This is a genomic window from Bacillus haynesii (assembly GCF_001969855.1).
Taxonomy (GTDB): Bacteria; Bacillota; Bacilli; order Bacillales; family Bacillaceae; genus Bacillus; species Bacillus haynesii.
Genome location: NZ_MRBL01000014.1, coordinates 62,085 through 84,107, shown reverse-complemented (window position 1 = coordinate 84,107; position 22,023 = coordinate 62,085). Strand labels below are relative to the sequence as shown.

Here is a 22,023-nt window from a genome sequence, read left to right as displayed (position 1 = left end):
AACATTGAAGAAATCAAAAATATATTTATGAGCAAAACAAATATAAAAATAATACCCATTAACCGTTGCAACAGAAATGGGAGCCGGTATAAAACAACTTGAACCTCATAGTTAACCGACCATGCGAAAACCAAAAAAAACCGGAGCAAATCGCTTATCCACCCATTCGGCACTTCATATATATTGTATTCATATATTTTTATTACCCATGAAGGAGCAATTAAAGAATATATAGCCATTATTAAGTTGACAGTTAATGAAATATAAAGCAATGAACTTGGAAAAGGTACCATATCATTTAATGCATAACTAAAAAAGATACTTATGAAAAGAAATACTAAAATACCTTGTATCACATTTGACTTCTTAAGTATTCTTTTTCGTGGGCTGTTAAATAGCTTTTTTGTTTTAGTACCATACACCAAAGAAAGTAGAATTAAAAAGCATTCAGAAAATAATTCAAACAAGAATAGTGAAATGCCATTCTCATATTTATTCCAACATGATAAATTGGTCAGTAGAAGAGCCGCAATCAGCAAAAGAACTGCATTGCTTCTAATCCAAAAATAACAACTTTTTTTAATAGAAAACATATTACTTTTCCTTTAGTTTTCAAACACTGATAATGCTCCAGCTATAGAACAGATTAGCACTAGAATAAAAACTATTCCTAATATCCGCTGCAGTATAAACGGAAGACGTGCCAAAACTTTTTGAACTTCATAATTTAAAGAAGATACCAAGATAGCTACATATCTAAAAAAATCAGGTATTAAACCCTTTGTTTCATCATAAACATTTGATTCATATAGCTTAATAACTACTGTAGGAAAGAGTAAAGAAGCGAAGGCAAAAATCATATTCACAATTAAATATACTATAAGAATTGAACTCGGATACGGAATACTACTTGATAATATAAAACCGAAAAACAAACTAAAAACAGAAAAAACAAATACTCCTACGATAATATTTGATTTTAATAATGTTGTTTTAAGGCTTTGACGTGCATTTCCCTTTTTTGTTTGAAAACCATAAACCAATGCAAGTATAATCAAGAAACATTCTGCTATAAAAACAAATAAGAAAAACGAAGTTCCACTTCCATTGTTATTCCAATATGGTTTATTAATTAGTAGAAGCGACGAAAAAAGTAAAAGCACCACATTGCTTCTCAACCAAAATAATTGACTTTTTCTAAAAGAGTACATAAACAGGAATCCTTTCTTCTATAGATCAAAAAATTCGTTCATTGTATCTACTATTTTTTCAAAGTATTCGTTGATTGCCACCGGTTGAAGATATATTGAACCATCTTTTTTAATATTCTCATAATCTAAATGCCAAATGAAACTATCACTTCTTAATAAAAACACAACTTGATCCAATCTTGTTTGGTTTTGAATATAGTCACTTTCAATAAAAGAAATATTATCAAGCTCTTGATCATTTGCCAAAAAATCAAAAGAAAACTGGCTAATAGACGGATGTGTTTTCGGATCTTCAGCCATTAGTTTAATGACTTCAGCTTCCACTTCATGGAACTCATCAAATGATTCTTCACTCATTTGGAAAATTTCACACTCTGGTTTTTTATCACTTTGTGAATGATAAAATGCTTTTAATATTTCAAGAAAAGAGTCTCTGCTTCTTAAAATCGAAAAACTATGATTTTGATTTTCTATCTCCTGCACAATTAGTTCATCTTTTTGAACATGGTGTACAATCAGCACTCTTTTCCGATGGATGCAGCGAACTTTTCTCTTCGATTGAATAAGTAAGTGAATCAGGTTTTCTAACCCTTTTTGCAAATTAGATTCTGTGTCATCAGCCCAATATCCTCTTTGTTTTAAAAGATTTTCGGCCTGAGTTGAAAAAAGTTCAATATCTTCTTCATCTTGAATCAACTGTTGTTCATTGATAATATCTTCAGCAGCTTTTTCATATCGGCATAATAATAATGCACTCACCAGTTCATTTGTTGTTAAAATAATTTTAGACACTATAATCCTCCTTTTATCGGAACCAGCCAGTCACGAAATCCTTTGCTTTTGAAAAACCATCTGATACTGACTCTGAAATGCTAGATATTTGTTTCTCAGACCAATCCTGCAAATCGTTCCATTTGTCTTCAACCCATTCACCAGCATCTTCTCCCCACTGTTTTACAGTATCTCCTGCTATTATAGAGCCAGTAATACCGACTCCGGCTCCAATAGCTCCACCAATAAGGGTTCCCGGTCCTGGACAAATAAGAGAGCCAATCGCTGCTCCGCCTGCTGTTAATCCCCCTACTCCAACATCCATTCCAATCCCAGCTGAGAAACGTCCAAACTTTTCATAATTGGATTTTCCTTCATTATCATCGCTTATAAATTCCGCACCATTCGTTGCAAAAGAAAAAATTATTCCTGCATATGGTATTCTTTTTACGAGTTTATTTATATTAGCTTCATCCTTAAATTTACCAACAGTTCCTTTTACATCAACCTTTGCTTTATAATTCTTTAACTCTTCCGGCTTATGTTCAAAAAAACTTTGGCTCTCCAAAATTTTCTTGTAGGAGATCCTTGTTGTGTTAGGCCCCAATCCAACAATTTTTCTTAAAAGGCCGCTTGGTTTATTTTGAAATTTGCCAAGCCATTTTTTGATTGGTTTGCTTGAGTTTGGATCGCCTTTTTTCAGGATGTTGTAAACAAACTGAGCCACCTTGGAATCGTATTTTCCGTTAGCTCCCTGCGTCCATTTTGGAGAGGCTTTCACACGGAAGTTCCCTTTTCCGTCTTTTTCAAGCACAATCATTTTCGTCGCCAGTACATTCACGGCTATGACGCCTTTTGTTACAGCCAACGCGCCGTTTCCTGTTCCGATTAAATCGAGCCATTCAGCGATTCTGCCCATCATTGTCGGATCGTCTTGTTTTTCTGCTAAATCAACGGCTTCGTCAATCATTTGTTTAACGACATCTGTTTCAGAAAAGTAGTTTTCAACCTCTTTAATCGTTTTTTTAGATAAGATCGCGCCTCCCTGTGACCAAGTGTTCACCTTTTCAGTGAGCTTGGATAGCTGAGCGATCGAATTTGACGATTGTTTTAATATAGAATTAGCATCACGATCAAGCTCTTTTAAATCAGACACCGTGTTGTTCACATGTTTTTTTGCTTCGGAAATATGCTCATTAAATGATGCCAAAGAGATAGATCCGCCCCCAATCAAGTGGCTGATTTTATCAATTTCGTCATTAATCGAATCAACTGTATCATTCGTTTGACGTTTCAGTTCTGTTAAGCCCTTTTTGACGTCATGCGTCAGAAACTCTTCCTTTACAAAACCCTCTGTTGATTCATAAGTTCTGATTTTTGCTTTAATGTCTTTTAAATTCTGTATGTATTGATCTATAAAGTGCTGAAAATAAAGCAGCACGGGAAGATGAAGAACAGAAAAGTGTTCTTTGATCGCATTTCCGCCTTCTCCTTTTAATGCATCATCAAGCTCTGCAATTTTTTGTACACTTTCCCTTATGGCGTTGATTTCTTTTTCCTCTTGCTTTTTTTCCTTAATCAATTGGTCAATCGCGTCAATGACTTCAGAAACATCTAAAACTTTCAAGAGAAAACCAGCCCTCCTTATTTCATTTTTTGAGAGATGTTTTTATCAGTATCAATCAGGACATTAATGTTTGACCATGCGTCCTTTTCAACTGAAGATAGCGCCTCCTTGTATTTTTTTAGTAGCTGCTCGTATTCCTTTTCGATTTTTTTTATTTTTTTCACTACATCCATTGAAGAATTAGCGATATCGGCTTTTGAACCTGATATCGAAAGTGCGCTGATTTTTGTCTGAAGGCTTGAAAACGCCGTTTTGACTTCTTCTGCTTTTACCTTTATTTCTGCCATTCTTTCACCTCAATGATTGACTTGTTTTTTTATATCTGTAAGCTGTTGTTTTTGTATACTTAGAAACATCTCCATATTAGAGATTTGCATTTCAAGATTTTCAATCTCTTTCTCAATATGCGAAATCAGACCATCTGTTTCTCTCTGTATGTTTTGATAGCTGTGTGCAATGTTTGATCTAATATTGATAAATTGATTTGTATGTCTGCCATTCCATATATGTGATGTGATATCTGGCTGATTGATGAGAGTGGCATTGTTTGAAAGGGTGTGAAGTTCACCGGTAATAGCTGTTTTTGCTTTTTTCAGTTCAGCGATTTTGCTTTGTGTATCCTTTATATTGTGAGATAAAGAAGAAATATCTTTTTCCAAAGAAGCGATTTTAGCAGCATGGTTAGACATATCGGGTTCACCTCGTTTTTCAGAAAATAAAAAATCCGCACGTTACTATTCGCTTATTCCACTGTATTTCAGTTAGGTATATTGTTGCTTTCCGGTTGAATCTAACGTTCTTATAAATCAGACCTTTTTCATATTACAATATCATCCAAAATAGGTAAATAGGATAATAGACTTGGTTTTCTTGGATTTTCTTGAATTGAGCAATTCAAGCTGCGCACGATGTTCTTTGAAATAGTGTCAGGGGATTAGTTCAAATGACCTTCTCAACTCTCGCGGCATCAAAAAAACAGCACACACCCAAGGGTATGTGCTGTTTCTGCATGTTCTTCTATTCCGTAATCACCGTATGCACAAGCTTCGGTGCTTCGGCTTTTTCTGCGATTTGGATGTTGTCGTAGACTTTTGCGATGACGTCATCGACATTTTCACGGTTTGCGTATAGGGTAACCAATGGTTCGCCTTTTTCAACCCGGTCGCCGACTTTTTTGCGGAGCATGATGCCGACGGCAAGGTCGATTTTGTCTTCTTTTGTTGCACGGCCGGCGCCCAGCAGCATGGCCGCGACGCCGATTTGATCGGCGACGATTTCAGACACGACGCCCGCTTCTTTGGCAGGAACGTCGATTTTATAGGCAGCCTGAGGCAGCTTTTCGGGGTTATCCGCGACAGAGCTGTCGCCGCCTTGGTTTTGCAGGAAGTCTTTGAATTTTTGCAGCGCTTTTCCGTTTTTCATCACGTCGATCAGTTTCTCTCTTGCTTCGGCAAGGGTCTCCGCTTTTTTGGCGAGAACGACCATTTGGCTGCCCAGTGTTAAGACAAGTTCAGTCAAGTCTTCAGGGCCTTCGCCTTTTAATGTATCAATCGCCTCTTTCACTTCAAGTGCATTTCCGATGGCAAACCCCAGCGGCTGGGACATGTCGGAGATGACGGCCATCGTTTGGCGGCCGACATTGTTTCCGATGCGAACCATCGCTTTTGCAAGGTTGACGGCATCTTCATCAGTTTTCATAAAAGCGCCGGCGCCTGTTTTGACGTCAAGGACAATCGCGTCCGCCCCAGCGGCGATTTTCTTGCTCATGATTGAACTGGCAATCAGCGGGATTGAATTGACCGTTCCTGTTACATCGCGGAGGGCATAAAGTTTTTTGTCAGCAGGCGTCAAGTTTCCGCTTTGACCGATAACGGCGACCTTGTCGCGGTTGACGAGCTTGATGAATTCGTCTTTAGAAAGTTCCACGTGAAACCCTTTGATGGCTTCGAGCTTGTCAATAGTTCCCCCTGTGTGTCCGAGGCCGCGTCCCGACATTTTGGCGACCGGGACGTCGAGAGCCGCGACAAGCGGTGCAAGTACGAGCGTTGTCGTGTCGCCGACGCCTCCTGTTGAGTGTTTGTCGACCTTGATGCCTTCAATCGCGGAAAGATCGATCGTTTCGCCTGAGTTGACCATCGCCATCGTAAGATCGGCCCGCTCTCTGTCCGTCATATCCTGGAAATAGATGGCCATCGCCAGAGCGCTCGCCTGATAGTCAGGAATGCTGCCGTCGGTGTAGCCTTTAATGAAAAATTGAATTTCTTCTGTTGTCAATTCTTCTCCATTTTGTTTTTTTGTGATGATATCCACCATTCTCATTGTGATCACCAGTCCTTTTTTCAATGTTTATCAATAGATCAATCCTACAACGGTCGCTGTCAGGAAACTGACGAGCGTTGCACCGTACAGCAATTTCAAGCCGAAGCGTGCGACGACGTTTCCTTGTTTCTCATTCAGTCCTTTAACCGCACCGGCGATAATACCGATCGATGAGAAATTGGCAAATGAGACGAGGAAGACGGAAACAATCGCTTCGGTGCGGCCGCTGAAATGGAAGCTGCCTTGTGCGAGAGACTGCATCGCGACAAATTCATTTGAGACCATTTTGGTTGCCATGATACTTCCAGCATTCACCGCTTCATGCCATGGGATACCCATCAGGAAGGCAAACGGCGCAAAAATAAATCCGAGCAGTTCCTGGAATGATATCCCTAATGCGGCGCTGAAAATGCCGTTAATCATTGCAATGATCGCGACAAATCCGATCAGCATGGCGGCCACGACGACGGCGACTTTAAAGCCGTCCATAATATATTCGCCCAGCATTTCAAAGAAGGATTGTTTTTCCTCTTCCTGTACCTCTACCATATCATGTTCTCGATCGACTTCATAAGGATTGATAATCGATGCGATAATAAATCCGCCGAATAAGTTCAAGACGAGCGCGGTGACAACGTATTCGGGCTTCAGCATCGTCATATAGGCGCCGACGATAGACATCGAGACGGTTGACATCGCCGAAGCGCACAGCGTATAAAGTCTGTGCTTAGGCAGCAGGCCCAGCTGCTTTTTTAACGAAATGAATACTTCAGATTGCCCCAGTATCGCCGAGGCAACGGCATTGTATGACTCCAGTTTGCCCATTCCGTTGATTTTGCTGAGCGCAAGACCAATATATTTTATAATAAACGGAAGGATTCTCCAATATTGCAGAATACCGATTAAAGCAGAAATAAAAACAATCGGGAGAAGCACGCTGATGAAGAATGTGGATTCATTCACATTCACCAGTCCGCCAAAGACAAAATTCACACCTTCTGCGGCATATTCAAGCAAATAGCCGAAGCCTTTGGCAAAACCGCCGACAAGATAGTTTCCGACACCCGTGTTCAGCAATATATATCCCAATGCGAATTGCAGCACGATCATGACGATTACCGGACGGTACTTCACTCTTTTCTTTCCGCTGCTGACCAGCCATGCAAGCCCTAAGACGACAAATAAACCAATGAGCCCGATGAGATATTTCATGTTTTGATCCTCCTGGTGATGTATTCGCTTACATTTTTGTGTCTGTGCGCAGGAAGCTTCCGCTTCCCGCCGCACTGGATCTTAGTAGTTATCTTCATTTTTTCCTTCTGCTCCGCTGACGATGGAAACGCCTGCGCTTGCACCGATCCGGGTCGCTCCTGCTGAGATCATGGTTTCAACGTCCTCTTTTGTTCGAATCCCTCCGGATGCTTTGACACCGATGTCTGGTCCGACGGTTTTCCGCATGAGGGCGATATCTTCCGCTGTCGCTCCGCCGGTTGAGAACCCGGTTGAGGTTTTGACAAAGTCGGCACCGGCAGCAACAGACAAGCGGCAGGCCCGCTCTTTTTCCTCGTCTGTCAACAGACACGTTTCAATGATGACTTTAACAAGCGCTTTACCTTTTGCGGCTTCAACGACCGCGCGGATGTCCGCCTCGACAAAGTCATCGTCGCCGTCTTTTAAAGCGGCGATGTTGATGACCATGTCCACCTCTGTCGCGCCTTTTGCGATAGCGTCTTTTGTTTCAAACGCTTTTGTCTCTGTCGTGTTGGCGCCCAGCGGAAAACCGATGACCGTGCAAACGTCGATTTCCGTTCCCTTCAGCTCTTTGGCGGCAAATTCAACCCATGTCGGGTTGACGCAGACTGAAGCGAATTGGTATGTTTTCGCTTCTTCTATTAATTTCTTAATCTCGGATTTTTGTGTATGCGGTTTCAATGCTGTATGATCAATGAGATTTGCAATCGTCATATACTAGCACTTCCTTTGTATAAGATAGTTTCAGCATAACCGATTTTTGAACAAATGTAAATTATCATATGAAATTTTGTTCAATAGAAAATAAAGTAAAATCCAGGCTGTTTTTCCTGGACACTTCAATCATCAAGCAGTTCTTTCGCCGTATGCTGATCAATAATCAGCACATTGGCATACTTGCCTTTGAGCGCACCATGAATAGCTGCTTTTTTCCGGCTGCCGCCCGCTACGAGAATCGACCGTTCTTTTTCTCTCAAGTCAGCCAATTCAATGCCGATCGTCCGCGAATCGATAGCATCGCTGCAAATGTTCCCCTCCGCATCAAAAAAGCGCGAACAAATATCGCCGACTCCACGTTCTTTCAGAAGAGCTTTTTCCTCTTCATGAAAATACCCCAGCCTGAACAGAAGGGCTTCATCGCGTACCGTGCCGACTGTAAATATCGCAATGTTCGCCTGTTTGCCCATTTCTATGATCCGCTTAATGTGCCTGTCCTGTTCCACCATCTGTTTGACTTCCGGATTGTCAAACACGACCGGAAGCGGCAAATACCTCGGCATCGTTTGAAAAGCTTCGGCAAACAGCTGAATCGTTTCAGACGAATAAGTGTTGACGCTGGAATGGCTGATTCCGCCTTTCAGTTGTACGACCTCTGCGCCCTTCACCTGTTTGGGCTGCATATTTTGGGCGATCTGGTACATCGTCGTTCCCCAGCTGACGCCGACAATGTCGCCGTCCTTGACTGCGCCGTGCATGTATTCGGCCCCGAAGCGGCTGAGATAATGCGTGATGGTCGTATAATCCGCGGTCGGTGAAAAGACAACATGCGCTTCAAGAAGCCCGTATTTTTCCCTAAGCATGGCACCGAGCGCATCCATATCTTCAAACGGGTCCATGACGCGGATTTGAACATACCCCTTTTCCTTGGCGAACTGCAGCAGCCTTGATACCGTCGGTCTTGAAATCTGCAGCTGTTCGGCGATTTGCTGCTGGCTGTAGTCAGACTGATAGTAGAGCCTCGCAGCTTCAATGCTCAATTGCTGTTTTTCCTTGTCCATCACGTTCCTCCCCTTTAGTAACGCTTTAACCCATATTATATAGGTTCATGCTCCTTCTCATCCAGCTGAATTGCAAAAATACGTTCCGTATGCCGAATCATGCGACACCGCATATGTCCATGTCATATTTTTTATCCGTTATATATGCATCTTTTGCGGCTGTCAGTTCTTCAGCATATAGGCGTCATCCGAGTGTAAAAAGCAAGCGCGCTTCAGCTGGTCGTTAAAGGCCTGATCCGCCTGTCCGCAGGTAAAACACGGCTTCTTCTTATAGCTGAATCAATACCTCACCAAGATCGCGCCCTTTTCTGGTCGCTCTGGGCCCACACAGGATGTCCATTCACGTCCTCCGTTTATTTCTTTTAGTATTTTTCCTTATAAAAGCAATACAAAAATCCTGCTATTAATGGAAAAACATTTTATTATTGGACTTACGTCCTCTTTTTGGATAGTCCAAAAAGATCAAAAAAATCTAGCAATCTCCATTTTTTCATTTATAATAAATAAGTCAAAATCATTCTAAAAAAATTCGGGGTGATCTATCGTGAAAGCACCCGTGAGGTATATATGGATTGGTATGATCCTGTGCTTTTTATCCGTCAGTCTGGCCGTCGGTTGTATCAAAGCTGAAGATCAGTCAGGTGATGACAAAAATGATGCAGCGCTGCAGCCTGCCGAACAATTCGTTTACCATCATTTAATGAGCGATCAGGGGCTGATCAAAACCAGCTTTTCTGACCAGCCTGTTTACTTGTCGGAATCGCTTGGCTTGTGGATGGAGTTTTTGATCAGCAAAAAAGACGGCGAGCATTTCCATGAGCAATATCAGCACCTGACCGAATTCTTCCTTATGAAAAACAACCTGGTGTCATGGCAAATCCAAAATGGCCAGCCAAGCGGGGTGAACGCCCTGATCGATGATCTCAGAATCATGGTGAACCTCGATCAAGCGGCAGCTCTATGGGGAAACAGCGAGTATAAACAAACCGCTCTGAACATCGGTGCCGCATTAAAAAAATACAACATGAACAACGGGATATTGACGGACTTTTACGACTCCGCCTCTCAATCCGCATCAAAGGATATCACGCTTTCCTATATCATGCCAGATGTGCTATCCGTCTTGAAAAAAAACGGAGTGATCGATAAGGAAACCGAAAGGCGGAATGCCAACATTCTTTATCGCGCTCCTTTGAAAAACGGTTTTCTCCCGAAAGCGTACAGTACAGAAACGAAAGCATACACCTATGACCATGAAGTCAATCTCATTGATCAGCTTTACACAGCTTGGCATTTACCGCCAAAGGATCAAAAAGCCGTTGTATTAGCGGATTGGCTCAAACAGACGTTTCAAACCGGCGGAAAACTGTATGGCCGGTACTCGATCGATACAAAGAAGCCGGCGGTTCAATACGAGTCTCCATCCGTCTACGCGTTGGCGATTTTATTCTTCATCAACCAAAACGAAGATAAAGCCGTCGTCAAAGCGCTGTATGATCGAATGAATGATTTTGAAATTCTTGATTCGTCCGAGACGTATTATGGGGGATATATGAGCGGCAATGATACGCATTCTTTTGATAATCTGCTGCCCCTATTAGCCGAAAGGAAGCTTTTAAATGAAAATATCATTCAATGAATCACAAAAAATGTTCGCTTATATGACGGGGCTTGCAGCAGCTCTTGCGTTGTTCATCCAGTATGTCTCTGCCCAGCAGTCCGAACCCATTCTCATCATTTGCATCACACTTGCCATCATCTCAGCGGGAATATGGCTAGGATCGATTTACGCACTGGCCGGGACCATCATCGTCCTGTTTGTTCTCGGAACTTTGATGATGTTTTTTCACACAGGCCAAGGAGGAGCCGCTTCGTCTGAAACGGGACTGCAAATGCTCGTCATCTGGGGAGTGGCGCTTTTGCTGTTTTCCTTTATGTCAGGGAGAATTCATGACATTGCGATCGGACTTCACCGCTCTGTCAAACACCTTCAGGACGAAATCAAAAGCTTTGTTGCGATTGACAGGGTGACAGGCTTTGATAATAAACAGAGGATGAAACTGGAGCTGTCAGAAGAAATCAAGCGGGCGGAGCGGTACGGCAACTCGTTTGTTTTTTTGCTTCTTCAAATGCATTATTTCAAAGAGTTCAAATCTCTGTACGGAGAAAAAGAAACCGATCGTCTCTTTCAATTTGTCAGCAGTCAAATCAGATCATGTGTCCGGGAAACGGATAAAAAATTCCGTCCTTCCGAGGAGCGGTTCGGCATCCTGCTGACACACACGCCTGCTGAACATATGCCCGCCGTCCTTGAAAAACTGAAGAAACAGCTGGACACGTACCAGCTGAAAAACGGCAAGTATGTCACCTTGACTTTCCACGTGTGCCACTTATCATATCAAAACAATTTAAAAACTGCTGAGCAGTTTTTAGAAGAACTAGAAAACGAGATGATGATGAATGAACTGTAAGCGGATATTACTTCTATACGCGGCTGTACTTATCCTGTCTGCGGCTTTTTATGTTCCGGACACCGCCGAGGCAAAGCAGCAGGAGCACAGCATTCTCATCGTCTATTCAACACTGGATGGCAAAAAATCAGCCGATGTAAAAATGCTCGACCTTATCGCCGGCCATTTTACATCCCATGTGACCGTTGTAAAAGACGCGGATGTCAAAGCATCGGATCTCGCAGGAAAAGACCGCGTCATCTATTACGGACAAACGAAAAGAAAGCTGAGCAAGGAGCTCGCGCAGCTGATCAGCTCCTCCCGAAAACGTGTGATAGCGATCGGCTTTAATGCCGGGCAGTTCGGCCAATTCTCAGGTCTTTCGCTCAAAAGCAAAGACAATGTGTATCAGATTCGCAGCACAAATGAAGAAAGCGATACCTCTTTAGAAAGCGGAGTTCGTGTCCTCCATGTATCAGGATTGAAGGGAAAAGCATTGTACACATACAAAGCTGACGACGGAAAAGCGCACCCTTTTGTATGGAAAACCGGCAAAGGAAACGTGTACATCGGTTTAACCGATTTGCTAAACAACAACCTCCTCGCCGCTAAGCAGCTCAGACAGGCATTTGGTGAAACGGCGGACAGCACGCTTTTATATTTGCGGCTTGAGGATATCAGCCCGATGTCGGATGAAAAACTGTTGCTCCAAGCCGGGTCTTATCTGCATAAACGAAATATTCCTTTTATCCTTTCTGTGATTCCGGTATATGTCAATCCTGAAACGGGCGACAAAGTCTATATGTCTGAAAAACCGAAGCTGGTCAAAGTACTGAGGAAGCTGCAGGATATGGGCGGAAGTGTAATTGTTCACGGGTATACCCATACATACCGCTACAGCGAAACCGGTGAAGGATTCGAGTTTTGGGATGCCAAAGCCGATCAGCCGATCACATCGCAAAATGCGGAAGAGCCCGCGACCCTTTTGCAAAAGGAACAGAACTTTCCGAATGAAGAAGCATATCAAAACTATTTGAAGCCGTTCAGAAAAAATGAAGAAACGTACACGCGGCAGAAGCTGACGAACGCTATTGAGGATCTCGCCGCGGAAGGGCTGTATCCGCTCGCGTTTGAAGCGCCGCACTATACGATGTCAGAGCACGGCTATCAAATCGCCTCACAGTATTTCACAAGCTTGTTCGGCCAGGTTCAGCTTAGCGATACAACATGGAAAACGTCAGGCGCCGGGCCTTTTGTTACGAATCCGGCTATGCTCCATGGGATGACGCTCTATCCTGAGACGATCGGCTATGTCGATCAATCGGATCAAAATCCGCTCGGCAAAGTCGAGGAGCGCATCTCTCAAATGATCGATTTTGAAGGCGGAGTAGCCGGCGCATTTTATCATCCTTATCTTGGAATGAAATATCTCCCTGAACTGGTTGATCAAATGGAACGCATTCCAAACAGCCAATGGCTCGATGTAAAAAAAACAAAGCAAACCGTTAAAACCGATAAAGTAGAAATTCACACAAGCGGAGATGGAACGATTCAAGTCAAAAGCAAAGTCAGCGCCATAGAGACGTTTTTCGATCATCACCAGCAAAGTCCGCTGGAAAAGGCGCTTTGGATTCTCTCTCTTATTGTGCTCTTGTTTGTTGTCATGTTTGTGAGCTACACCCTTTACTTGAGAGCCACATTAAAAAAACGAATCTTTAAGGAGAGAAGAAGCCGTGGGTAATGTTCTGTTCTTAGTCTCGTTAAGCTTAATATGGGTCATGCTTCTGTATCACATGTTTCTGATGCAGGGCGGATTCCGCCACTATATGACCTTCGAACGGAACATTCCGAAGTGGAAAGAGAACATGAAGGATCTCCCGAAGGTCAGCGTACTAATTCCGGCGCATAACGAAGAGGTCGTCATTCGGCAGACGCTGAAGGCGATGGTCAACCTCTATTATCCGAAAGACCGGCTGGAGATTATCGTCATCAACGACAATTCGTCCGACCGGACGGGTGACATCGTAGGCGAATTTTCCAGACAATACGACTTTATTAAAATGGTCGTGACCAAACCCCCGCATGCCGGAAAAGGTAAATCGTCGGCGCTCAATTGCGGTTTTGCCGAATCAAGCGGGGACGTCATTTGTGTATATGACGCCGACAACACGCCTGAAAAAATGGCTGTTTATTACCTTGTCCTCGGGCTCATGAATGATCAGAAAGCCGGAGCAGTGGTGGGGAAATTCCGCGTCATCAATGCGGCGAAAACATTGCTCACAAAATTTATCAACATCGAAACAATTTGTTTCCAATGGATGGCACAGGGCGGGAGATGGAAATGGTTCAAAATCGCCACGATCCCCGGCACCAATTTTGCCATCAGAAGAAGCATTATTGAAGAGCTGGGCGGCTGGGATGATAAGGCGCTGGCCGAAGATACCGAGCTTACAATCCGGGTCTACAACCTCGGCTATCACATCCGCTTCTTCCCGGCGGCCGTCACTTGGGAACAGGAGCCGGAAACGTGGAAAGTCTGGTGGCAGCAACGGACAAGATGGGCGCGCGGCAACCAGTATGTCGTCCTGAAATTTTTGGCTCAGTTTTTCAAACTGAAGAGAAAACGGATTATTTTTGATTTGTTTTATTTCTTTTTTACGTATTTTTTGTTTTTCTTTGGCGTCATCATGTCAAATGCGCTTTTTGTGATCAATTTATTTTATAATCTGCATCTTTCATTCGGTTTTTTGTCTATCATCTTATGGATTTTGGCTTTCTTTCTATTTATGACGGAGGTCATGATTACACTGAGCATCGAAAAAACAGAAATGAACAGGCAAAACTTTTTCATCGTTTTTCTGATGTACTTTACATACTCGCAGGCTTGGATTGTGCTCGTGATTTATTCGTTATTCGTCGAAATCAAGCACCGCCTGTTCAAGCAAGAGGTTAAATGGTACAAAACTGAACGATACAATCAAAAGAAAAGCGGGTGACTTTTTTGAAATATATCATGATATGTCTGGCAAGCTTCATGCTGATCACGGCGACGGGACAAGCTGCGGCGGCCAAAGACGTTACAGTAGACGGCTCAATCCTTGGGGAAAACAGCCGGGAACAAGCCAAACAGCAAGTGCTCACAAACGATCTATTGACCTTGTACGGGGCAAAAGACAGCGCCGAGCTGACGTATCAAATCCCTGCGGGCGCCTCCGCTGCCCATCAGCAGCTCACACTTGAATACGAGGCTTCAGACCTTTTAATTTCACCGTCTTCTTTAACAGCCGAGATTGATGGTGAGCCGGTCAAAACGGTCAAGCTTGCAGGGAATGCCGGAAAGAAAACACTGAAGTTCGCGCTAAACAAAAGCCAGTCGTCTCCAGGGTTTCACAGCTTATCACTGAAGTTCTACGGAGTCGTTCATGAAGGCGTCTGCGTCAGACAGGACTCCTCAGGGAACTGGATCAAAATTTATCCGGACAGCCGTCTGAATATCGGGGAAAAGCATGAATCTAAAGGAGTGGCGCTCGAACATTATCCTTATCCATTCGCCCAGTCCGGCAGCTCCGTGGAAAAAACGGCAATCGTCATTCCGGACCATCCAAGTTCGGCTGAAATCGAAGCTGCCGTTAAAACAGAAGCCTACCTGAAAACGGTTGACAATAGCATCAGCACGAAGATCTTGGGCGAATCTGACCTGGCGAAGATCGACAGGCCGACGATTGTGATCGGCGTCCAACAACATTGGAGCGGCAAAGTGAAAAAGCTGTTGAAAGAAGCGAATCTCGAAGCAAAAGGAGACAAGCTATTGCTTGCGGAACGGATGCTCAAAGCAAAGGATAAGCAGCAGCCTGTATTGTTTGCAGCCGCAGCATCTGATGATGTGCTTTCTGAAAAAATCAGCGTCATCACCGACAAAACGTATGCCGCCCAGCTCAGCGGCGACACGCTGGCAATCGGCAAACTTCAGCAGCATAGCAAACGGGATGGCAGCAAGCTGACACTCGAGGATTTCGGGGCAGGGGATTTGACAATCGGGTCCGGGCAGACATCTTCGGAGCATTTTTATTATCCTGCACCGGCTCTATTAGACAAGAATCAACCTGCAAAGCTTTCGCTTACGATGAAAAAATCGGAAACGATTCAAAAGCAGGCCGGCCAAAACGACTTATCTGCGGAACAGGCGGAACTGAAGGTCGTGATTAATGGTCAGCCGCATTCCGTCGGACTTGACGATTTGGGAAAAGAAGACAAAAACGGCTTTTACCATGTTTCTTTAAAAGTCGATCCGAAACTTTTGCAAAAAAACCGTTACATCGATATTCAATTTTCCTCTTCAGGCTTGAAAGAGAACAACCCTTGCTACGCGACGAACGAAGACAAATGGATTTTTATCGATAAACAGAGTGCATTGTCTTACCATGTCAGCGACACATCAGCTTCAGCCGATTTTCAAGCGTGGCCGCTTCCCTACGCCGGAGATCAGGACAACAAAACGCTGATGATCCTGCCCGACAACGCGGATCAGTCAAAGCTTGATGAGCTTTCGCTTGTGGTCAGCTCCTTCGGCAGTGAAGCCCGGCAGGCATTCACAGTGAAAACATCCTCTGAAGTCAAACCGGATGACGTGAAAGGAAGAAACGTAATCTTCATCGGAAGTATCGGTCAATTCTCTCTGCTGAAGGAAAAAACAGCCGAATTGGCTGTTCCGACGGCAAAAAACGGGACATTCGATGTGTCATCTTTTCAAATGCTGAATGAAACGACAAAACAAGTCGCGTTTACTCAAACATCGCTGTGGGATTCAAATTACTCGATGGCTGTTTTCGCACCGTTTAAAGGGCAAGGCACAGCAGTCACAAAAGAAATGATCAACTTTTTGAACAGCAATGAATTCGCAGCAACCGTTGTGAATGAAACAGACAGCCATCAGCTGTTTACAAACCATCAACAGCTGACAGCAAAATCCACTGAAACTAAAACGGATGATCAAAAGGAAAGCAATCCGCAGCATATGCTGTACATTGTCATCCTGATCGTGATCATAGCGGCAGCGGTTATTTTGATTTTGACAACGGCAAGGCGCAGAAAAAGAAAGGCCCATGCCGGCAAAAGGGATTGACGAATAAAACAGGGGCTTGCTTTTAGCCCCTGTTTTTTTATAAGTATTCAGCTTGTTTCTCATATACACCCTTCACAATTTTAGCTAAAACATCGATTCCCCTTATGATATCTTCATCCGCCGCGGTTAGGCTGATTCGTATACACTGGTGTGAATGCGCCATGTGCCGGGATTGATGGTGAAAGAAAGATGAGCCGGGAACGATGATGACTCCGTCCGCTTTCATATACTCATACAGTGCCGCATCAGTCACCGGCAGGTCTTCAAACCACAGCCACCCGAAAAGCGATCCTTCCCCTTGATGGAGATACCATTTGATGTCTTCAGGCATCTTGCATAACAGCGTTTCCTTGAGCAGCATGAATTTATTGCGGTAGTATGGCCTGACTTCATTTAGCGACACGTCAGCGAGGCGCCCGTCATTCAATACAGATGCTGCCATATACTGCCCCAGCCTTGAAGAATGGATCGCCGCATTAGACTGAAAAGCTTCCATTGCCCGAATATAACGGGACGGCCCGATGGCGATTCCGATTCTTTCCCCAGGCAGGCCTGCTTTTGAAAGGCTCATACAGTGAATGATCTGATCGTTGAAAATCGGTTCCATATCGATAAAATGAATCGCCGGAAAAGGCGGAGCATATGCGGAATCAATGAAAAGCGGAACATTCGCTGCTCGGCAGGCGTCTGAAATGAATGCTACGTCTTCTTCAGGCAAAATGTTACCGCAAGGATTGTTCGGGCGAGAAAGCAAGACAGCGCCGATGCACGGATCGGTCCGCATCCTCTCTAAAAACGCCTCACGGTCGAGCTCATATCGAAACGTATGATCATCCAATGCCGAAATGAGCGGAGGAATTCCCTCAATCATCTCCCGCTCCAGTGCGGCTCCGCTGTATCCCGAATAGTCGGGAAGCATCGGGATCAAGGCTTTTTTCATCACAGACCCGCTTCCCATTCCACAAAATGAATTGATCGCCAGAAAAAACAGCTGCTGGCTTCCGGCTGTAATCAGCACATTCTCTTTTCGAATATCAGCGCGATACCGCTCTGAAAAGAAGCGGACGACACTTGTAATCAGTTCATCGGTTCCATAGCTCGATCCGTATTGGCCGATCACCGAAGAAAACCTGTCATCGTCAAGCAGATTGGCAAGAGCCAACTTCCACATGGCTGACACGCCGGGCAAAATCATTGGATTGCCTGCACTTAAATTAATGTATGACCGCTCTCCGCCGGCCAGGACTTCCTGAATATCGCTCATCACAGCCCTGACCCCTGTCTTCTCATTCATTTTTTCTCCGATTTTGCTTAATGCCGGCTTCACGCTTCCAGTCTCTCCCGTTCAAACCGAAGACGGGCGGTTTCGATTTTCTTATTGATCTCGTCAATGAAATATTGTTCCGGGACGCTGAACCGCTCGCCTTCCTGTCCGGTAGGCAGGTATTGTCTTACATAGCGTTCCGCCGCCTCTTTGTATGCCGAGTCATCCTCGATCTCTTCCAGCTGTTCGATTTCGGCCACAAGCTTTTTTAAATCGTCCATGCATTGTGAAAGATCAAGAGACACGGGCTTCTCTTCTCCTCTTTGAATGGAACAGCCGTTTTCAATGATCCAGCTGAACAGAAAATAGCCTGTCCCGGAATCAAAATTCCGCGTTGCATTATGCTGACTCGGATAGCGCAGCAGCCGCTCATACAAAACAAATTCAATAATTTCCTCCCAGCCGTCATATCGCCGCTCCCACAAGGTCAGGATCGCTTGGCAATCGACCTTGACTTCTTCTAAAATGCCTGCGAAAAAATTCATTTTCGCCTGAATATGCAAATGAAAAGGTTTTTTTCCGCAATGATGAAAATAGTCGTGAAGGTAGCCCCACAACACCCTTGCTTCATATGTGCGGTCAGGGGAAAGCTGAGCCGACTTGAAAGGCGCATGTTCAAAAATGGCCCTCGCTCTTCTGAGTGTGTCTTCATGGTAAATGTGATAAAACTTATTAAAATAGAAAATCGCGAATGTCTGTGATGTGATGTTCTCTTTTGTTTTCACATTTTCCGGGAAGAATACGATGCACTTTTCTTCCGTAAACCCCTTTGTTCCGGCGAGAAGCTTGAGGGATTGACAGCCGTTTTCAGGATGAGGCAGCTCCTCTTCTATCGGCCTCATCAAAGCTGGTTCTTCACGAACGGCTAAAAAGGCTTCAAAATAGCAGCCTTTCGCATGAGGCCCATTCGGCGTCACGATTGGCGCCGCAAAAAAGGTCGTCTCCTGATCATTCGGAGCCCTGTAAGCCGTCAATAACCGGTCAAAATACGGCGTCTCTCCTAATCCGCGTCCGATCCAGTCCAAAACGTCCTGTTTAAACGCCTCTTTTGCAGCCGTTAAGTGAACCGCCTCATAAATGGTTCCTGCGTCTTCTATCAATTGCAGCAGAAGCTGTTCCGCCCTTTCGTGATGCTCTGTAATCTGTCCTTTATCATTTTGGTATGTCTGCAATTCATGAATGTTCGGTACAATCTGCTCGTGGACCATGTTTACAATGTCCCCTGTCAATGTCGTCATCGGCTTCCTCCTTCGATTGATTTAAGCCCGTGGATTGTAAAGCACATCGGCACTTCCCCAAAATCTTTAATGACTTTCAAACGGTGTTCATCAGCCGCTTTAATCGTTGTGATGCAGGCGTCAGCCGCGTTTGAAGCGCAGGCCAGGGCCGCTTGTGCATTGCTGGTGACCAATTGGACTTGACTGCTGAACAGCTTTGCCAGATGAGCCGGAGCAGGGTGTGAAGCGACGGTTTGAATATCCGCTGCCATCATGTGCTGTTTTGCGGCAAAAACCATGTTGTATGTAGGCATCACAAAACTGTCTATGATCTTTAAGTCCGCTAGATTCTCAAATACGATTTGATGCAAAAATGGGTAAACAGCGCAGCCTAAGAGGACTGAATTTTCTGTCGATTTAACATGGAGCAGCGCTTCTTCCAATGTTTCATAAAGCCTGACTTCCCCGCGGACTCCTTTGTTTTTGAGCCAAAGCAGGCCGGCTTTTTCGCAGTTCGTGCCTTTGGGACCGAGCGTATGGACAATCATCACGGCTTGCTCTTCCTGCACTTTAGTCGAGATCATCTTAACCTCCTATTGTACCCGTCAGATTATTTTGATATATGATATGAAGTTCATCATCCAGCTCCCGGTAGAAAGCTGCACATTCTTCATAAGAATGATGGCTTGTTAATATAAACCCTGGATAACCGGAAAAGTGCGGGTACGGGAGGATTTTGGCGCCTCTTCTGATAAATTGAAGCACCCGCTTCACCTCCGGCCTCTGTTTGACTTCTTCCAGGCCGTCGATTTTTTCAAAAATGCCGGAGCCCTGTACAGGAATGATATAATTGCCGGCCGTCCTTACAGGCCGGATCTCGTCTTTAAACTCGCTGCTCTCCAGCGGCTTTAATGCATTTTGCAAGACAAGCTGCATAAAGTTGATGCCCGTGCTCTCTTTGACGATGTAATGGGAAACCCCTGAACCGCCGATTCTGGCGCCCACCTCGATAACATAAGGTGTTCCATCCTTGTCCAGCCTCAGCTCTGTATGAGCCGGCCCCTGGTGAATGCCCAGCGCTGAAACGGCGCCCGTCACTTCCTTGACAATCGCAAGGCACGTCTCTTCTTTCAATTGAGCCGGAGCAATATAGACGCCTTCTTCAAAAAACGGCCCTTTGCTGTTCCCCTTGTATCCAATCGAAAGAACATGTACGTTTCCTTGAATCGACAGCGTTTCAATCGCAAATTCCGGTCCATCGATAAATTGCTCGGCTACGATGCCCGTTTTGCCCTGCACGAATCGATTGAGGTCCCTCTGGTTGACGGCCTCGACTTTCCGGATGGCCTCCTCAAGCTCCTTTCGATCATCAACACGGACGACGCCCTGGCTTGAGAAGCCGTTGACCGGCTTGACGACTAATGGATAAGTGAGTTTCCTGTCTTCCAGGTCAGCGAGCGTATGGAACTCGTGGAAAACCGGCGTATTCAAGCCGTTTTGCTGAAGGATGCTGCGGGTTTTATTTTTATTGCGGCAGTTTTCCATTGTTGTGAAAGGGAGCCCCGGCAGATTCAAAGCTTCAGCGGCTTTTGCCGTGAAAGGCAATGCCGGCTCAAACAGTGTCATAATGCCGGCAAACGGAAATTCGACAAATGTCTGTTTGATGATAGCCATCGCCGCTTCCTCATCTTCAAATAACGGCAGCGGCACACAGCGTTCCACAGACGGAAGATTGCCCGGGAAATCTTCGGCTGAATGGTAAAAGAACGTGACCCTCAATCCTAAACGCTCAGCTTCTTCAAAAATAAATGGCAAGTGCTTATTTTGACAAATGATGGCCAAGTTTTTGTTTCGTTTCGTCAATTTTCGCGATCCTCTCTTCTTTTTTTAAGTTGATGAACATCACACCGAATATGACAAACAGCGTTCCTAAATAAATGTTCGCATTCAGTTTTTCATCCAGAAACAGAAATCCGATATAAAGCGCAATGACAGGGGAGATAAACAAGTGGGAAGTCGCTTTTGAGATGTGCCATTTTTTAAGCAGATAAATGTTGATCCAAAAACCTAATATCGAGCCGACAACCGCTAAATAAAGCAGCGCATAAAGGCTCACGCCGGAAAACGTTCTTGTCCCGCTTTCAAAGATGAGGCTGCTGATGAGCAAAACCGCTCCGCCGCTCAGCATCGAAAGGGAGTTAAAGCTTAAAATCGGAAGCGAACGTATTCTCTGCTGCACTTTGATTTGAATAAAAGCCGAGCCAAACATCGCACACAAAATCACAATCATTGCGACAATTTCAATAACATCGACTTTGATCAACAGCTGATTGCCAAACACGATTGTAATACCGAGCAAAGCAAGGCATATCCCCCATTTTTGCAATTTCGTCGCCGGTGTCCCCTTAACGAGGCGGTTGATCATCAAGGCAAAGACTGAAATGCTTGCCGCTAATATAGACACCAACCCGCTCGGCAAATAAAGAGAAGCCCAATAAACAGATCCGAATGGAACGGAAAAATACATGATGCCGTTCAAAAACGACAGCACCAGCAGTTCCTTTGACAGAACAAACTGCCTCCGTATCAAAAGAAACGCCGCAATCAAAATGCTTGCGATCATAAACCGCATGCCGGCGGACCAAAATGGAAGGCTGTCACTCAACCCGGCTTTTTGAAAAGCCCATGTCGTCCCGCCGATCAAACATAACACGATAAATAAAATATGAACCCGATACTTCAAAACGTTTGTCAGCATATAGCATTCACCTGATTTTGTTATTGTCTTGCTGTCATTTATTTTCAGAAAATAAAGTCTTTTCTGATCAAAATGGATTATGAGGGAAATTATAACTATTATATCAATTACAGTCAATCATACTTTTGAACCTTTAGAATATCTTTACAAATACTGTGAACAAAAAAACACTCACTTCGATAAGTGAGTGAGGTG

At 44.3% G+C, this 22,023-nt stretch carries 19 protein-coding genes and 1 pseudogene; 5 read left to right on the top strand and 15 right to left on the bottom strand.

The window, feature by feature from the left end; translation table 11 throughout:
* Positions 1–605: 605 nt before the first annotated feature.
* The 10 genes and pseudogenes from BTA31_RS12800 to BTA31_RS23335 all read right to left on the bottom strand — a co-directional run.
* Positions 606–1,211, bottom strand: coding sequence for a hypothetical protein (locus BTA31_RS12800; protein WP_076792148.1), 606 nt, complete (start codon positions 1,209–1,211; stop codon positions 606–608).
* Between the two features lie 18 nt (positions 1,212–1,229).
* Positions 1,230–2,003, bottom strand: coding sequence for a hypothetical protein (locus tag BTA31_RS12795; protein ID WP_239693194.1), 774 nt, complete (start codon positions 2,001–2,003; stop codon positions 1,230–1,232).
* A 13-nt stretch (positions 2,004–2,016) separates the two neighbouring features.
* Complete coding sequence (locus BTA31_RS12790) at positions 2,017–3,609, bottom strand: ribonuclease YeeF family protein (protein WP_076792142.1); 1,593 nt, start codon at positions 3,607–3,609, stop codon at positions 2,017–2,019.
* Between the two features lie 17 nt (positions 3,610–3,626).
* A complete protein-coding gene (locus tag BTA31_RS12785) occupies positions 3,627–3,896 on the bottom strand; it encodes a DUF5344 family protein (protein ID WP_073411362.1) in 270 nt (89 codons plus the stop codon).
* 9 nt (positions 3,897–3,905) lie between these two features.
* The gene (locus tag BTA31_RS12780; RefSeq protein WP_073411360.1) at positions 3,906–4,298 is read right to left on the bottom strand and encodes a DUF5082 domain-containing protein; all 393 of its coding nucleotides are present in this window, start codon (positions 4,296–4,298) and stop codon (positions 3,906–3,908) included.
* Positions 4,299–4,626: 328 nt separating this feature from the next.
* Positions 4,627–5,928, bottom strand: coding sequence for a pyrimidine-nucleoside phosphorylase (locus BTA31_RS12775; protein ID WP_076792161.1), 1,302 nt, complete (start codon positions 5,926–5,928; stop codon positions 4,627–4,629).
* Between the two features lie 30 nt (positions 5,929–5,958).
* Positions 5,959–7,140, bottom strand: coding sequence for a NupC/NupG family nucleoside CNT transporter (locus BTA31_RS12770; RefSeq protein ID WP_003177771.1), 1,182 nt, complete (start codon positions 7,138–7,140; stop codon positions 5,959–5,961).
* A gap of 81 nt (positions 7,141–7,221) precedes the next feature.
* Positions 7,222–7,893, bottom strand: coding sequence for a deoxyribose-phosphate aldolase (gene deoC / locus BTA31_RS12765; RefSeq protein WP_076792139.1), 672 nt, complete (start codon positions 7,891–7,893; stop codon positions 7,222–7,224).
* A gap of 125 nt (positions 7,894–8,018) precedes the next feature.
* Positions 8,019–8,957 (bottom strand): sugar-binding transcriptional regulator, encoded by a 939-nt coding sequence (locus BTA31_RS12760; RefSeq protein WP_043925275.1) that lies wholly within the window; start codon positions 8,955–8,957, stop codon positions 8,019–8,021.
* A gap of 162 nt (positions 8,958–9,119) precedes the next feature.
* A pseudogene (locus tag BTA31_RS23335) lies at positions 9,120–9,182 on the bottom strand (hypothetical protein); the annotation flags it as partial.
* Positions 9,183–9,534: 352 nt separating this feature from the next.
* On the opposite strand from BTA31_RS23335, the gene BTA31_RS12755 reads away from it, so the two are divergent.
* The 5 genes from BTA31_RS12755 to BTA31_RS12735 are packed head-to-tail and all read left to right on the top strand — an operon-like array spanning position 9,535 to position 16,529.
* A complete protein-coding gene (locus tag BTA31_RS12755; protein WP_043925276.1) occupies positions 9,535–10,596 on the top strand; it encodes a hypothetical protein in 1,062 nt (353 codons plus the stop codon).
* Positions 10,577–11,428, top strand: a complete 852-nt coding sequence (locus tag BTA31_RS12750; protein ID WP_076792136.1) for a diguanylate cyclase domain-containing protein — start codon at positions 10,577–10,579, stop codon at positions 11,426–11,428. The genes BTA31_RS12755 and BTA31_RS12750 overlap by 20 nt, the downstream gene beginning before the upstream one ends.
* On the top strand, positions 11,418–13,148 hold the full coding sequence (locus tag BTA31_RS12745; protein WP_076792133.1) for a DUF2334 domain-containing protein: 1,731 nt from the start codon (positions 11,418–11,420) through the stop codon (positions 13,146–13,148). The genes BTA31_RS12750 and BTA31_RS12745 overlap by 11 nt, the downstream gene beginning before the upstream one ends.
* A complete protein-coding gene (locus BTA31_RS12740; RefSeq protein ID WP_076792130.1) occupies positions 13,141–14,403 on the top strand; it encodes a glycosyltransferase family 2 protein in 1,263 nt (420 codons plus the stop codon). The genes BTA31_RS12745 and BTA31_RS12740 overlap by 8 nt, the downstream gene beginning before the upstream one ends.
* 5 nt (positions 14,404–14,408) lie before the next feature.
* Positions 14,409–16,529, top strand: a complete 2,121-nt coding sequence (locus BTA31_RS12735; protein ID WP_076792127.1) for a cellulose biosynthesis cyclic di-GMP-binding regulatory protein BcsB — start codon at positions 14,409–14,411, stop codon at positions 16,527–16,529.
* Positions 16,530–16,566: 37 nt separating this feature from the next.
* Here BTA31_RS12735 and BTA31_RS12730 read toward each other — a convergent pair whose 3' ends face one another.
* Genes BTA31_RS12730 through BTA31_RS12710 form a run of 5 tightly spaced genes read right to left on the bottom strand, consistent with a single transcriptional unit; the run spans position 16,567 to position 21,828 of the window.
* Entirely contained in the window at positions 16,567–17,856 is a 1,290-nt protein-coding gene (locus BTA31_RS12730) for a valine--pyruvate transaminase (protein WP_076792125.1), read from the bottom strand.
* Entirely contained in the window at positions 17,853–19,091 is a 1,239-nt protein-coding gene (locus BTA31_RS12725) for a DUF6421 family protein (protein ID WP_076792122.1), read from the bottom strand. Before BTA31_RS12725 ends, BTA31_RS12730 begins: the two co-directional genes overlap by 4 nt.
* On the bottom strand, positions 19,088–19,654 hold the full coding sequence (locus BTA31_RS12720; protein ID WP_076792120.1) for a prephenate dehydratase domain-containing protein: 567 nt from the start codon (positions 19,652–19,654) through the stop codon (positions 19,088–19,090). The genes BTA31_RS12725 and BTA31_RS12720 overlap by 4 nt, the downstream gene beginning before the upstream one ends.
* 1 nt (position 19,655) lies before the next feature.
* Entirely contained in the window at positions 19,656–20,933 is a 1,278-nt protein-coding gene (locus BTA31_RS12715) for an ATP-grasp domain-containing protein (RefSeq protein WP_076792117.1), read from the bottom strand.
* On the bottom strand, positions 20,890–21,828 hold the full coding sequence (locus BTA31_RS12710) for a DMT family transporter (RefSeq protein ID WP_043926191.1): 939 nt from the start codon (positions 21,826–21,828) through the stop codon (positions 20,890–20,892). Before BTA31_RS12710 ends, BTA31_RS12715 begins: the two co-directional genes overlap by 44 nt.
* Positions 21,829–22,023: the final 195 nt, after the last annotated feature.